The following is a 13614-nucleotide window of genomic DNA, read 5'->3' on the forward strand; positions in this document are numbered from 1 at the left end:
CATCCTCTTTTCATAAGAGGATGCTATTTTTTATTTTTTAATCCTTATTCCCCATTTCCAAAATATAGATTGTTTGAGAGTGCCTCTATTGGAGAAAGATATACGTATAACGAAAAAAGTATCAAATTTTCATTTTTACATCTTGATTATCAAACTGAGGGTGAATGTTATGATCAAGCGATTACTTCAATGTATAATTTTATTTTTAACTATTACTATGTACGCATCATCGAATACAAAAGCAACTACAGACATTCAAGTAAAAGATTACCAAAGTACTCAAACTACCTCTCCTACAACAAAAATTGCGTACTTAACATTTGATGACGGACCAAATAAATACACACCACAAATTTTAAATATTTTAAAAGAGAAGAACGGAAAAGCAACTTTCTTCGTTATTGGCGGAAAGGTGCCACATTATAAAAAAACGATGGAGCGATTGATTAAAGATGGACATTATATCGGTCTCCATAGTATGTCGCATGATGTAAAACGTCTTTATACTGGCGATCCATCTGTTTTAATTGCAGAAATGGAGCAAACCCAAAACATTGTCCAGCAAGTTACACATTTAAATACACATCTCGTTCGGGTCCCATACGGTAGCATGCCTTACTTAAAAAAGAATTACCGTGACGCACTCGTATCTGCCCAGTATAAAATGTGGGATTGGACAATTGATACATATGACTGGAAAAGCTATGATGATCCTTCCGCAATACTAGAAAGAGTACGAAATCAAAGCGATGAACAAGTAGAGGTTATTTTAATGCATGATTCTAGTGTCACAGTGCAAATACTCCCAAAAGTAATTGATTATTTACACTCACAAGGATATAAACTACTTCCCTACAATCCATCTTCCCATCTTGAAGTGAATTTTTGGAAAGACACAAGATTGTAACAGCTTTAGTACCTATGTACTAAAGCTGTTTTACCCCGCGTTAACGGGCAGTAAGACTCCCACCTCAAAATTCAGCTGGAACAAAGAAGTTAGGTGGGAGATCAACTGCCCGTAAACGCCCGATTGGTGAAGGCTAATAATCAGTGGGAATGAACAAAAACCCCACTGATTAAAGTTTCACTTTATTTTTCTCTTCCCACACTTCTCATTTTTGTGTAGAATTTTAAATAGTGATGAAGTTTCGAGGTGAATAGAAATGAAACGAATAGATCTCATTTTTAACGCAATACAAAAAGGGAATTATACAGAAGGTATAACAGCATCAGAACTCGCTACACTTCTACAGCTAGACCGTGCAAATGTTAGTAGCGATTTAAACAAGCTTGTGAAAGATAATCGTTTATTAAAAACGAGTACACGCCCTGTCCGTTTTTATATAGAAACGAACACTTCATTGGAAACGCATTCAACAAAGGGCACTTCATTAGATACATTTGCTATTGAAAATACAAGCCTAAAAATTGCAATTGAAAAAGCAAAAGCTTCTATTCTCTATCCTCCAAACGGTATGCATACTTTACTACTTGGAGAAACAGGTGTCGGAAAATCGATGTTCGCTTCTTTAATGCACGAATACGCAATTGAAGTGGAACAACTTCCAAAAGATGCACCTTTTATCGTCTTTAACTGTGCTGATTATGCAAACAATCCACAACTACTACTTGGACAGTTATTTGGGATAAAAAAAGGAGCTTACACAGGTGCCAGTGATCAAAAAGGGTTAATTGAAAAAGCACATGAAGGAATCCTCTTCTTAGATGAAGTACATCGCCTTCCTCCAGAAGGACAAGAGATGCTCTTCACATTTATTGATCGCGGAGTATACCGCCGCCTTGGAGAAACGGAAAATGAACGTAAGGCACGAGTGTTGATTATTAATGCAACAACCGAAGAACCAAATTCATTTTTATTAAAAACATTTACAAGACGTATTCCGATGACCGTTACGCTTCCACCACTTCGTGAGCGAACACATAAAGAACGGTTTGCTTTACTGCAACTATTTTTCACAAATGAAGCAATTCGTCTAAGGAAAGAGATTCATGTTAGTCCAAATACAATGCGTGCTTTCGTCTTTTACAATTGTCCAAATAACATCGGTCAATTGAAAACGGACGTACAAATTGCCTGTGCGAAGGCTTATTCTGATTTTGTAACAAAAAAACGTGATTCTGTCTGTGTTTCAAGTACAGATTTACCTTGGTATATGAAAGAAGGATTATTTATTGAAAGAAAGAGCCGTCATCTATATCAAATACCAAATGAAACATTTGTATTTACAGGTGATGAAGGTTGGAGTAAACATACAATAAAACCCGAAGGAAGTCGCTCTTCTATTTACGATTATATTGATTATAAATATGAAGAACTTCAAGCACGCGGCATTGAAGAGGAAGAATTAGAATTACTAATAGAAAATGATATTCAAAGCTTTTTCGTCCAATACTTTAACCAAATATCTAAAAAAACAAGTCATGAAAATGTTTTTAAAATTGTGGATCGTAATATCGTTTCCGTATGTGAAAAAATTGCGGAACTAGCTGAAAAATATTTATCTAAAACTTTCGATGAAAAAGTATTTCTCGCTTTAAGTTTACATGTACAGACAACTCTACAACGTTTACAGGGCGGGAAACAAATTCACCACCCACAATTAAATCAAATTCGTACGAAATATAAAGAAGCTTTTTCCGTAGCTATGCAATGTATTCAGCTATTAGAAGAAGAATTACAAATAACAATACCTATTGATGAAGCTGGCTTTTTAACAATGTTCTTCGTTGTTGATCCAATTCCTGCCTCACAAACAGAAGTAAAAGTATTAATATTAGCACACGGTAATGGCATCGCAACAGAAATGGCAAACGTTGCAAACGAACTTCTCGGTATTGATGAAGTAACTGGTATCGATATGCCCTTGCATGAATCACCAAAAGACTTCTTAGAGCGTGTTAAAGTGTATATGAAAACACTTCAAAATGTAAACGGGCTTCTTTTACTTGTTGATATGGGATCTCTCGCTTATATTGGTGATATATTAGAAACTGAATTCAAAATCCCTGTACGTGTTCTTTCCATGACGAGTACACCACACGCACTAGAAGCAGCTCGAAAAGCTCAGCTTGGCTATTCATTAGATGCACTATACGAAACAGTGAAGAACTTAACGCCGTTCTATTTAAACGTACAGGAAGAAAAGAAAAAGCCACTATCGCCAATGAAATCCGTGATTTTAACAGCTTGTTTAACCGGCGAAGGAAGTGCTTTAGCAATTCAAAAAATGTTAGAGAACTATTTACGCTTTGATAAAGACTTAATTGAAATTATTCCGATTAGCATCGTTCATGAAAAAGATTTAACGAAAATGATCGAGAACATAAAAAAAGAGCGTAATATCATTTGTATCGTCACGAATTTCGATATGCAAATACCTTGCTTAACATATCATTTCCAAGACATTGTGAACTACACAGCTATTCAACCAATTCAAGAATTGATTACGTATGAAGAAACATATGCAAAAATGGCTGATATTCTTGAACAACAAATGCAGCGTAACGATGGAGCATTACTTATTAAAACAATTCGTTATGCATTAAATACAATTCAAGAATTGATTTCTTTACAGCTAACTCCCGACAGTTTAATGGGTGTGATTTTGCATATGAGCTGCATGGTTGACCGTCTTCAAAAAGGTGAAAGTCTCCTCCCTCATCCTGATAAAGAGAAACGAAGACAAGATGAGTACTGGATGTATATGAAAGTGAAAAAAGCATTGCAACCTATTGAAAATACATTTGAAATACAAATCCCAGATGACGAAGTATTTTATATAATGGACTTCTTCATTAAAAATCAGCCTGTAAAAAATTAAACTAGGCGATATTGTAGCACTCTATATAATTAGAAAAGGCTGTTCCAAAATGTTTTTTGGACAGCCTTTTCGCTTACTTCTTTACTTCCCTTATTCTCCCCCTTATTTCTCCCTTTTTATTAGATTTCGTATTAACATTTACATATACATTTGCTTGCATTATTTCTTGAAACAAGCTGTCAAATGCTCTCCCCTGTAAAGGCCCTTCAAAATCCTCTACTCTAGCTACACCAGTAACGACTCCTTCATTCACACTAATTCCTTGCTCTAACGGACCAAATAAACTTAAAATAACTGGACCAATTTGATTCGCTTTTCCTAAATGAATTTGGCATGACGTGATTTTTTTTATATTTTTTAATATGACCCGATATTGCAACTTCTTTAAATCTTCACTAAAAATGAGCTCTGTTACACCGTAAGCTTCTGTATTTACAGGAGGTACTTCCCTCTTCCCTGTTAACCTAGCAAAGAAATGTGTTGTCATACGGGCATTCTCCTCATATAAATTTCCCAGCACTACTTCTACTACTTTATGGTTTAGACATAATCATTTATGACTTTTTCAAATTTTAATTACGAAGAAAAGATTCACACAATCTTTACATTAAAATCGTTTCTTTTGCTTTACTCCCTCTTGTATAATGCACTTAGAAAAACAGTCTAGGAGAATTATACAGTAATCGAAAAAGCGAACGATTATAGACATATGTATTAAAATGTAATTATGTAACAATATGAACCAAAAGAATTTCCAGAAGTTTTCAACGTACCTATTAGACCATTGCAAAGTTGGGATAACCAAGTTGTTTTAAATGCTTACCAAAACCCAAAAGGTAAATAAAAAATTATCTCCACAAGAAGAACTTGTTCAAGATTTGATATCTATCATTCATGTATGTAGTTGTAGGGTATATGGATTGAGAAAATACAAAAAGAACATGGTGGGTGATAAAAAGTTATGAGAAGAGCCTATTTGATAGAGATTAAACCGACAAATGAACAAATAACCAAGATCAATCAAACGATTGGGGTATGTAGGTATGTTTACAATCTGTATATCTCTAAAACCAAAGAGAGGTATGAATCCGAGGGAAAGTTTCTGAGTGGATATGACTTTTCTAAATGGTTAAACAATGTCTATACAAAAGAATGTGATCAATGGATTAAAGAGGTATCTAGTAAAGCGATAAAACAGGCAATTATGAATGGAGATACGGCTTTTAAAAGATTTTTTAAGGGCTTATCTGGATTTCCCCGTCATAAGAAAAAGAAGAATCAAGATGTGAAGTGCTATTTTCCTAAAAACAACAAAACGGACTGGGCAGTAGAAAGACATAGAGTAAAAGTCCCAACGATTGGTTGGGTGAGATTAAAGGAGTATGGTTATATCCCGAAAAATGGGATTGTAAAAAGTGGAACGATATGTAAAAGGGCAGGGAGATATTTTGTATCTGTGCTTTGCGAATTGGAAGAAAGAGCAACGAAACCAACACTTAATGAAACAGGTTTAGGTATTGATTTAGGGTTGAAGGATTTCGCTACACGTAGCGATGGTATCGTTCATGAAAACATCAACAAAACAATAAGCGTAAAAAGGATAGAAAAGCGGTTAAAACGTGAGCAACGCTCTTTATCGCGTAAATTTGAAAATGTAAAAAAGAGAGGTGAAACATCTGCTACGAACAAAAGAGCGAATATAGATAAAAACATTCTTAGGGTGCAAAAACTACATGTTCGGCTAACAAATATCCGACTAGAGTATGTAAAGTCTATTGTAAATGATGTGGTGAAAACCAAGCCAACGTTTATTACAGTGGAAGATTTGAATGTGAGAGGTATGATGAAGAATAAACATCTATCTAAAGCAGTTGCTGGGCAATGTTTTTATACATTTAAAACATTGCTATTGACGAAATGTGAAGAATATGGAATCAAACTACGTCAAGTAGACAGGTTCTATCCATCGTCAAAGTTATGTTCGTGCTGTGGTCAAAAGAAATTATACTTAAAGCTATCTGACCGGGTATATACATGTGAATGTGGAAATGTAATGGATAGAGATTTGAACGCATCAATCAACCTTTTACAAGCAAAAAAATATACAATACTAACGTAAATAAATTGTATATATGTACGGTGGGCTACATCGGAATTTACGCCTGTGGAGTGTTATAGCAAACTGTAGTAGCGAATGATTGGCGAGACAGGACACATAGAAGCAGGAATACTCTAAGAATATACATTTGTCTATATCTTTAGTAGCAGGAAATTTTGAAAAATAATAACTACTCTTTCCAATCATTAATAGAGATTTTTCTCGTATCATTTAAATTAGGACTTACTTCATTTGGTGGTCCCGTCGCCCATCTTGGTTATTTTCATCATGAATACGTGCAAAAAAGAAAATGGATGGATGAACGAAGTTACGGAGACTTAGTAGCGCTATGTCAATTCCTTCCTGGCCCTGCTAGCAGCCAAGTCGGTATGGGAGTTGGCTTATTACGCGGCGGATTATTAGGAGCCATTATTTCATGGATCGGATTCACTCTCCCATCTGTGCTCGTTTTAGTTTTCTTCGCTTCATTTCTTAACCAATTCGAGCTTGGAAGTACTGGCTGGATTCACGGACTGAAACTTGTAGCGGTCGCAATTGTCGCTCATGCAATATGGGGAATGGCTCAAAAGTTAACACCAGACCGAAACCGTGCAACAATCGCAATTGCAACTGCCGCAATCGCCCTATTATGGCCAAGTAGCTGGACACAAGTAATTCTCATTATAGTATCTGGTTTCATCGGTTGGTTTTTATATCGTGGCCAGCCAGTTAGCCAAGCTCATAAAATAAACGTACCTATTTCAAAAATGGTAGCCATATCTTGTCTCGTCTTATTCTTCGGGCTATTAATACTGCTACCGATGTTACGACCGTACTCTTATTTCATCTCTTTATTTGACAGCTTCTATCGCTCTGGTGCACTTGTATTTGGCGGAGGGCATGTCGTACTTCCTCTTCTTGAAAGTGAGTTTGTACAAAACGGGATGATGACAAAAGAACAATTTCTTGCTGGATACGGATTAACACAGGCAGTGCCAGGGCCACTATTTACATTCGCTTCTTATATAGGAGCAGCGCTAAATGGAACCGCCGGAGCAGTTATTGCAACGATCGCTATCTTTCTTCCTGCCTTCCTGCTCGTTGTTGGCGTTTTACCGTTTTGGGACAGTGTAAGGAGAGTATCTTACATACAAGGTGCACTACTTGGAGTAAACGCAGCCGTTGTCGGCATTTTACTTGCAGCTTTTTATGATCCAATTTGGACGAGTACAATTATGAATTCTGTAGATTTCGTTTTTGCTTCTCTTCTATTTTGCTTACTCGCTTTTTGGAAAACACCACCTTGGGTTATCGTTATAATCGGGGCCTTCGGTGGATATGTTCTATCCATTTTGTAAGCACAAAAAACGACGGCCCCATTTAGCCGTCGTTTTCCTATTAAAACTTCACAAGCTCCATTCCCTCAGGAAGCTCACTCTCCGTTAAAATACGCAACTCTTTCACGCGATCCATTACGTAAGAAGAACGTTTCACAAGCTCTGGGTCAATATAAGCTGGATGCACCATAATTTCTAACGTTTGCTCGTCCTGCACTCTTTCTTTTAACTTCACAAAGTAATCTTCCGTCACACCGTCAGCGTAAAAGTCACTGTAAAACACATCTGAAAATGGGCGCACCGCTCGCTCTTCTTCACAACGACGAATTGGAACATTATATTTACTTGCTAATCTCTCAAGAACGTCGTTTAAAAGCGGTAATCCATGCACGTGATGATGACTATCTAAATGAGTTGGTGTTAATCCGTAAGATAAAAACTTCTCAATTTGAGCAGTCCATTCTTTTTCTACCTCTTCTGGATTTATATTTCCTTCCCATACAACACTTTGTTTATGAAACAATCCATCGCTACTTACAAGTGATGGAACGTCTTTAAGAAGCGGTTCTCCTGCCGTTAATACGAGATGAACTCCTATCCCTAACGTTTTATACTCTTTCGCTAAGCGTACGGCATGCTCTGTCCCTGGCATATTCATCATCATCGTCGTTGAATTTACAATCCCGTTTTTATGTCCATCAATAATTCCGTAATTTGTACCTTCCGTAAGACCGAAATCATCTGCATTTACAATTAGTTTAATCATCGCAATACCTCCTACTAGAATTAAAAAAAGCGGGCTAAACAGCGCCGCTTTTTATTTCTCTATCTTCTTAAAGAATTGTGGAAGATGTTCTTTATGTGCTTCCAACATTTCATCTAAAATTTGTTTTGCAATTTTATCTGATGGTACAAGTGGGTTAATTGTCATAGCAAGCAGCGCTTTATGATAATCCCCTGTAACAGCAGCTTCAATTGTTGTGCGCTCAAATGATTTAATTTGCTGTACTAAACCGCGAACTGGTACTGGAAGATCTCCGACCGCAATTGGTTTTGGACCTTCTTTCGTAATAATACAGTTCACTTCAACAGCCGAATCATGTGGCAAGCTTGCAATTGTTCCGTTGTTTCGTGTATTAACAGGCTGGATATCACCTTTATTATTGTAAATAGACGTAATTAAGCTACATGCTGCGTCACTATAATAAGCTCCACCGCGCTTTTCTAATTGTGGTGGCTTAATATCTAAATTTGGGTCTTTATATAGCTCGAATAAATCATCTTCTAATTGTTTTACTACTTCTGCACGTGTACCTTTTTCAATCGAAGCTGCTTTCTCTTCTTCCAACATTTCACGTGTTTTATAGTAGTAACGATGATATGGACACGGAATTGCACGAAGACCGCGAATAAAGTCTGGCTCCCAGTTAAGCGCAGCAATGTTTTCCATCGTAATTTGCTTTTCTGGATCTGTTACAAGCTCTAACACACGATCCATTACGCTTACGCCATCCAAGTATACATCTAATCCGTATACCATATGATTTAAACCAGCGAAATCAACGTGTACCCGGCTTGCATCTACTTCAAGTAATCTTGCAAGACCCATACGAATTCCGATTGGAACGTTACATAGACCAACTACTCGTTGAATGTTCGTGTAGCGAAGGACAGCTTCTGTTACCATACCAGCCGGATTCGCAAAGTTAATTAACCATGCATTCGGACAAAGTTCCTCCATGTCCTTACAAATATCTAAAATAACAGGAATCGTTCTCAGCGCTTTGAACAAACCACCAGGACCATTCGTTTCCTGACCAATTACATCATATTTTAATGGAATTGCTTCATCTTTTGCACGTGCTTCTAACAAACCAACGCGAAGCTGCGTTGTTACGAAGTCAGCACCTTTTAATGCCTCACGGCGATCAAGTGTTAAATGAATATCAATTGGTAAACCTGATTTTTTCACCATACGTTTCGCTAAGTCACCAACGATTTCTAACTTCTCTTTTCCTGCCTCAATATCTACTAACCAAATTTCACGAACAGGAAGCTCGTCATAACGTTTAATAAATCCTTCAATTAACTCTGGTGTATAACTAGAGCCACCGCCGATTGTAGCAATTTTAATTCCAGTCATGCTTTATTCCCCTTTCGCTTCTAGCTTTTTATAAAGGTCAATAAATTCTGCCGCTAATTCTTTTACTGTAATAGAATTCATTAAATGATCTTGCGCATGAATTAAAAGAACACTAATCTCTGTTTTTTCCCCTCTTGCTTCTGATTGTATGAGCTCTGTTTGGAAATGATGCGCTTCATTAATCGCTTCTTTCGCCTTTACCATCGCTTCATCAGCTTCTGCCATTTTCCCCTGTTTGGCAAATTGAAGTGCCTCCATTGCAAAGCTTCGTGCATTACCACTATTTAAAATCAATTGGAATGGAATTTGTTCTGCTGTAGTCATCATAATTACCGCCCTCTCTATTATGGTTCAACCGATTTAAATACCCCTTCAGTTTGAACATTGCTATTAAATTATTATTTTATGAATGATAGTTTGGTGTTCTTGTAGATGGGTCTCATCTTTTTGAACATGATATAAAAGTTAGTTGTTCTGACGAGCTATAAAAACTCGTCAGAACAATACTTTTTAAAGTGATACTGAATTGTCATTTCCTTTTGTTTCAGCTTTTGCAGCTTGTACGTACGTACGGTCACACATTAATACGAATGGATAGTAAATTACTACCGCGATTGCAAAGTTTACTAGCTGCAATGCAGCACCAGCGATGCTTCCGCCCGCTACAAGATAACCACTAAAGATTGGTGGCATTGTCCACGGAACTAAAGCAACTGTTTTTGGTACCCATCCTAAGGAAATTGCTGTATAAGAAGTAATAACTAATACAACTGGTGTAAGTACGAATGGAATGATTAACGCTGGGTTTAATACAATTGGTGTACCGAAAATAACTGGCTCGTTAATATTGAAGAAACCAGGACCGATAGATACACGGCCTACACCACGAAGCTGTGCACTTTTCGCAACAAGCATTACTGCTACTAGGAATGCTAATGTCGCACCTGATCCACCGATGTATACATATACATCAAAGAATGGTTTTGTGAAAATGTTCGGTACATCATACGCAGACATACCACCATCAAATAGTTTCATGTTTTTTTCTAATGCTGGTAAATAGATTGGATCAATAATGCCACCGATAATATTAGGACCATGTAATCCGAAGAACCATAATACATGAATAAGTAAAGCAACAATAATTGCACTTGGTAATGTACCTGCTAAACCTTGTAATGGTACTTGAATTGTTTCAAATACCATTTTATGAATACTTGTACCTGCTAATTTCACCACTAATTGAATACTTGCTGTTACAATTAAAATAACGAATGCTGGTACTAACGCTGCAAATGACTTCATTACTGCTGGTGGAACACCATCTGGCATTTTAATTGTAATATCTCTTTGAACAAAGAATCGAAATACTTCCGTTACAAGAAGGGCGACAATTATGGAAACGAATAAACCTTGTGATCCTGTCCAAGCTAAATCAATACCGCCTTCTTTTGGCGTTGTCGGAGAAATAATAATTAATGCACCGAATGTAATGATTGCTGCTGACAACGCGTCTACACCGTAAGATTTCGCTAAATTATAACTTATCCCTACCGCGACTATGAGGGCGAGTATAGCGAAGGAACCTGCCCACATACCACCGCCGATATCTTTCCAAACGTCCCCGAATGCACCCTTCATAAATTTTTGGAATGCATCAATTGGCAAGTTATTTATAAGTATTGCAAACGATCCAACTAAAATAAGAGGCATAACTGCGATAAAACCATCACGGATTGCAACTAAATGACGCTGCGATCCGATTCTTCCTGCGACTGGAACTAAATACTTCTCCATAAATGCAATAAACTTTTGCATTTCGCTTCCCCCCTAATTATTTTTTTAGTGTTAATGCGTGATCTAAAACTGCTTCTCCATTCATCATGCCGTAGTGCATTGAGTTAATAACATCGACTCCAACATTTTTCTCATCGGCAAGCGTTTTCATTGTAGAAAGCATGTAACGAACTTGTGGTCCTAATAATAGTACGTCTGCTTGATCGATATTGTTTTTTACTGCATCCCCAGATACAGCCCAAATCTTACCTTCTAGACCACGAGCTTTTGCAGCCGCTTCCATTTTTGTAACTAGTAAACTTGTAGACATCCCTGCTGAACAACATAATAAAATATTCATTTATAAATCCCCCTTGTGTGGTATAAAAAATTTATGTTTTTTATTTTTCTTTACGCTATTTATTAATGCAATTACCGTGCCAACTTTTCAAAACGCCTAAAATCAGCGTTTTTTCGAGTGATTTCTTTGTGTGTTACCGCTTTCAATCAGTGTGTCCCCAAAAAAACACACAGTGTGTTATAAAACACCTCACTTTTAACACATAACTGTATGAAAATAGATTAGTGTTTAGTTGTCTAGTTGTGTTTAAAACAAAAAACACTAATTTTTTTAAAAGTGTGAAAATATAGCACCAAAAAATATAATATTTCAACTCAAATCAAAACAAATACCTATTCAAGACACTCGTCTAGTTATTGTCCAGTCAAACTCTATTAAATTACATAGAATAGAATAAAATAAAGTATTTTGAAAGGGGATTCCAATGCCAAAGCATAGAAAAAAGAATAGAATGAAGATTTATAGAATAACGAGCTTTAAAAAAGACAAGCCTTCTGAATTAGACTCTGACAAATTTGAGCTAGACACGCAAGAAACTGAAGATAAGCAGGACAAGCAAGATAAACAGGACAAACACGGCAAACACGGCAAACAAGACAAACAAGACAAACAAGACAAACAAGATAAACACGGCAAACAAGATAAACAAGACGAAAAAAACAAATCAACACCACTGGAACCTACAATAGAAACAAATTCACGTAACTTAGATTTGTGGGATGAAATTTCTCTAAAGGAAATACAAGCTGGTGAACATACGAATTTATTTGAAGAAAAGAGTAATTATCAAAATATTAATTTAGTCCAAGTAAACGATGTTCGCTTATACTTGGACAAGCAACTACAATTCAGCTCCGTTGATGAGCAAATTTATCATGAAGCGCTTGTACATCCGATTATGGCAAAAGTAATTGATCCAAAACGTGTTCTCATATTAGGTGGTGGCGATGGTCTTGCCTTACGAGAAGTTTTGAAATATGAAACTGTGCTACACGTAGACCTTGTTGATTTAGACGAGGCAATGATTAATATGGCACGTAATGTTCCAGAAATAGTATCTTTAAACAAAAACGCTTTTTTTGATAATCGCGTGAACGTGCACGTATGCGATGCAAAAGAATTTCTAAATTCACCTTCATCTTTATACGATGTAATCATTATTGATTTTCCTGATCCAGCGACAGAGTTATTAAGTACTTTATATACAAGCGAACTTTTTGCTCGTATAGCTACGTTTTTAACAGAAGATGGTGCGTTCGTCTGCCAATCTAATTCACCTGCTGATGCACCTCTAGTATATTGGAGCATCGGTAACACTATTGAACATGCTGGATTAACTGTGAAAAGTTATCATACAATCGTTCCTTCTTTCGGAACTGACTGGGGATTTCATATTGCTGCTAATTCTGCCTATGTACTCGATCAAATTGAGCAATTATATGTAATACCAACTCCTCGAACATTACCTTCTCTTCTTTCTCCTTTGTTTCAATTTAAAGAAGAACATTTAGAACAACGTAATCTCGCTCTTTTAAACTCAGAATCGAATCTTATCCTACATCAATGTTACAAAAAGGAAATGGAGTTTTGACAATATTATAGTAAGGAGTGCTACCCTATGGAATATTCTACTTTTGGTAAGCATATAATAGTAGATTTATGGGGAGTCGACTTTTCCCTATTAGATGATGTTCACTTTTTAGAATATCATTTAGTTAACGCTGCAGATTGCTCTGGTGCCCATATTTTAAACGTAAGTACAAAAGAATTCGATCCGCATGGCGTTACTGTTTTAGTTTTACTATCCGAAAGCCACCTTTCAATTCACACTTATCCAGAAAAAAACTTTGCAGCCATCGACTGTTATACGTGCGGTACGACCGTTGAACCGCAAATAGCGATTAATTATATCGTAAGTATATTAAGACCAAATGAGATGCATATAAAAAAACTAATTCGTGGTACAGGAGAGATTATTACTGCCGATTAATTATCACTCTTACCCATCCGTAAAAAGGAGGATTGTAAATACCATCAGTGGAACAAACACTCCACTG

12 protein-coding genes and 1 pseudogene are annotated in these 13614 nt (G+C 36.5%); 7 read left to right on the top strand and 6 right to left on the bottom strand.

All coding sequences use genetic code 11. The features are described from left to right. The first annotated feature begins 169 nt into the window (after positions 1-169). The gene (locus NSQ08_RS24645) at positions 170-907 is read left to right on the top strand and encodes a polysaccharide deacetylase family protein (RefSeq protein WP_340779424.1); all 738 of its coding nucleotides are present in this window, start codon (positions 170-172) and stop codon (positions 905-907) included. 256 nt (positions 908-1163) lie between these two features. Further along, positions 1164-3842, top strand: coding sequence for a PRD domain-containing protein (locus tag NSQ08_RS24650; RefSeq protein ID WP_340779426.1), 2679 nt, complete (start codon positions 1164-1166; stop codon positions 3840-3842). A 73-nt stretch (positions 3843-3915) separates the two neighbouring features. Here the strand turns inward: NSQ08_RS24650 and exsM are convergent, their stop codons facing one another. Next, positions 3916-4329 carry an exosporium regulatory protein ExsM gene (gene exsM, locus NSQ08_RS24655; protein WP_002166452.1) on the bottom strand — a complete coding sequence of 138 codons (414 nt, stop codon included), beginning with the start codon at positions 4327-4329 and terminating at the stop codon, positions 3916-3918. A gap of 352 nt (positions 4330-4681) precedes the next feature. Here exsM and NSQ08_RS24660 point away from each other — a divergent pair. The 3 genes and pseudogenes from NSQ08_RS24660 to NSQ08_RS24670 all read left to right on the top strand — a co-directional run. Further along, positions 4682-4807: pseudogene (locus tag NSQ08_RS24660) on the top strand (IS607 family transposase); the annotation flags it as partial. Continuing rightward, on the top strand, positions 4804-5961 hold the full coding sequence (locus NSQ08_RS24665) for an RNA-guided endonuclease InsQ/TnpB family protein (protein WP_373695842.1): 1158 nt from the start codon (positions 4804-4806) through the stop codon (positions 5959-5961). The pseudogene NSQ08_RS24660 and the gene NSQ08_RS24665, both read left to right, overlap by 4 nt. Before the next feature lie 155 nt (positions 5962-6116). Next, positions 6117-7298 (top strand): chromate transporter, encoded by a 1182-nt coding sequence (locus tag NSQ08_RS24670; RefSeq protein ID WP_240380782.1) that lies wholly within the window; start codon positions 6117-6119, stop codon positions 7296-7298. A gap of 40 nt (positions 7299-7338) precedes the next feature. On the opposite strand, the gene chbG is transcribed toward NSQ08_RS24670, so the two are convergent. From chbG to NSQ08_RS24695, 5 genes are all read right to left on the bottom strand, one after another. Next, on the bottom strand, positions 7339-8043 hold the full coding sequence (chbG, locus tag NSQ08_RS24675; RefSeq protein WP_137075954.1) for a chitin disaccharide deacetylase: 705 nt from the start codon (positions 8041-8043) through the stop codon (positions 7339-7341). Positions 8044-8094: 51 nt separating this feature from the next. After that, the gene (gene celF / locus NSQ08_RS24680) at positions 8095-9420 is read right to left on the bottom strand and encodes a 6-phospho-beta-glucosidase (RefSeq protein WP_002143764.1); all 1326 of its coding nucleotides are present in this window, start codon (positions 9418-9420) and stop codon (positions 8095-8097) included. A 3-nt stretch (positions 9421-9423) separates the two neighbouring features. Beyond that, the gene (locus tag NSQ08_RS24685; protein ID WP_000989054.1) at positions 9424-9747 is read right to left on the bottom strand and encodes a PTS lactose/cellobiose transporter subunit IIA; all 324 of its coding nucleotides are present in this window, start codon (positions 9745-9747) and stop codon (positions 9424-9426) included. 183 nt (positions 9748-9930) lie between these two features. Continuing rightward, positions 9931-11238: a PTS cellobiose transporter subunit IIC gene (gene celB, locus NSQ08_RS24690; RefSeq protein WP_240380789.1), complete on the bottom strand. Its 1308-nt coding sequence runs from the start codon at positions 11236-11238 to the stop codon at positions 9931-9933. A 16-nt stretch (positions 11239-11254) separates the two neighbouring features. Further along, the gene (locus NSQ08_RS24695) at positions 11255-11557 is read right to left on the bottom strand and encodes a PTS sugar transporter subunit IIB (RefSeq protein WP_002089627.1); all 303 of its coding nucleotides are present in this window, start codon (positions 11555-11557) and stop codon (positions 11255-11257) included. A 424-nt stretch (positions 11558-11981) separates the two neighbouring features. Here NSQ08_RS24695 and NSQ08_RS24700 point away from each other — a divergent pair, with 424 nt between their 5' ends. Continuing rightward, complete coding sequence (locus NSQ08_RS24700) at positions 11982-13148, top strand: polyamine aminopropyltransferase (RefSeq protein WP_340779436.1); 1167 nt, start codon at positions 11982-11984, stop codon at positions 13146-13148. 27 nt (positions 13149-13175) lie between these two features. Next, the gene (speD, locus tag NSQ08_RS24705) at positions 13176-13547 is read left to right on the top strand and encodes an adenosylmethionine decarboxylase (protein ID WP_060749239.1); all 372 of its coding nucleotides are present in this window, start codon (positions 13176-13178) and stop codon (positions 13545-13547) included. Positions 13548-13614: the final 67 nt, after the last annotated feature.

Source organism: Bacillus sp. FSL E2-8887 (genome assembly GCF_038007205.1).
Classification (GTDB): Bacteria; Bacillota; Bacilli; order Bacillales; family Bacillaceae_G; genus Bacillus_A; species Bacillus_A mycoides.

What these genes read in the sequence shown, in the direction of transcription:
- NSQ08_RS24650 (WP_340779426.1), top strand. Translation starts at nt 1,164, where the DNA reads ATGAAACGAATAGATCTCATTTTTAACGCAATACAAAAAGGGAATTAT.
- speD (WP_060749239.1), top strand. Translation starts at nt 13,176, where the DNA reads ATGGAATATTCTACTTTTGGTAAGCATATAATAGTAGATTTATGGGGA.
- NSQ08_RS24695 (WP_002089627.1), bottom strand. Translation starts at nt 11,557, where the DNA reads ATGAATATTTTATTATGTTGTTCAGCAGGGATGTCTACAAGTTTACTA.
- chbG (WP_137075954.1), bottom strand. Translation starts at nt 8,043, where the DNA reads ATGATTAAACTAATTGTAAATGCAGATGATTTCGGTCTTACGGAAGGT.
- exsM (WP_002166452.1), bottom strand. Translation starts at nt 4,329, where the DNA reads ATGACAACACATTTCTTTGCTAGGTTAACAGGGAAGAGGGAAGTACCT.
- NSQ08_RS24645 (WP_340779424.1), top strand. Translation starts at nt 170, where the DNA reads ATGATCAAGCGATTACTTCAATGTATAATTTTATTTTTAACTATTACT.
- celF (WP_002143764.1), bottom strand. Translation starts at nt 9,420, where the DNA reads ATGACTGGAATTAAAATTGCTACAATCGGCGGTGGCTCTAGTTATACA.
- celB (WP_240380789.1), bottom strand. Translation starts at nt 11,238, where the DNA reads ATGCAAAAGTTTATTGCATTTATGGAGAAGTATTTAGTTCCAGTCGCA.
- NSQ08_RS24700 (WP_340779436.1), top strand. Translation starts at nt 11,982, where the DNA reads ATGCCAAAGCATAGAAAAAAGAATAGAATGAAGATTTATAGAATAACG.
- NSQ08_RS24665 (WP_373695842.1), top strand. Translation starts at nt 4,804, where the DNA reads ATGAGAAGAGCCTATTTGATAGAGATTAAACCGACAAATGAACAAATA.
- NSQ08_RS24685 (WP_000989054.1), bottom strand. Translation starts at nt 9,747, where the DNA reads ATGATGACTACAGCAGAACAAATTCCATTCCAATTGATTTTAAATAGT.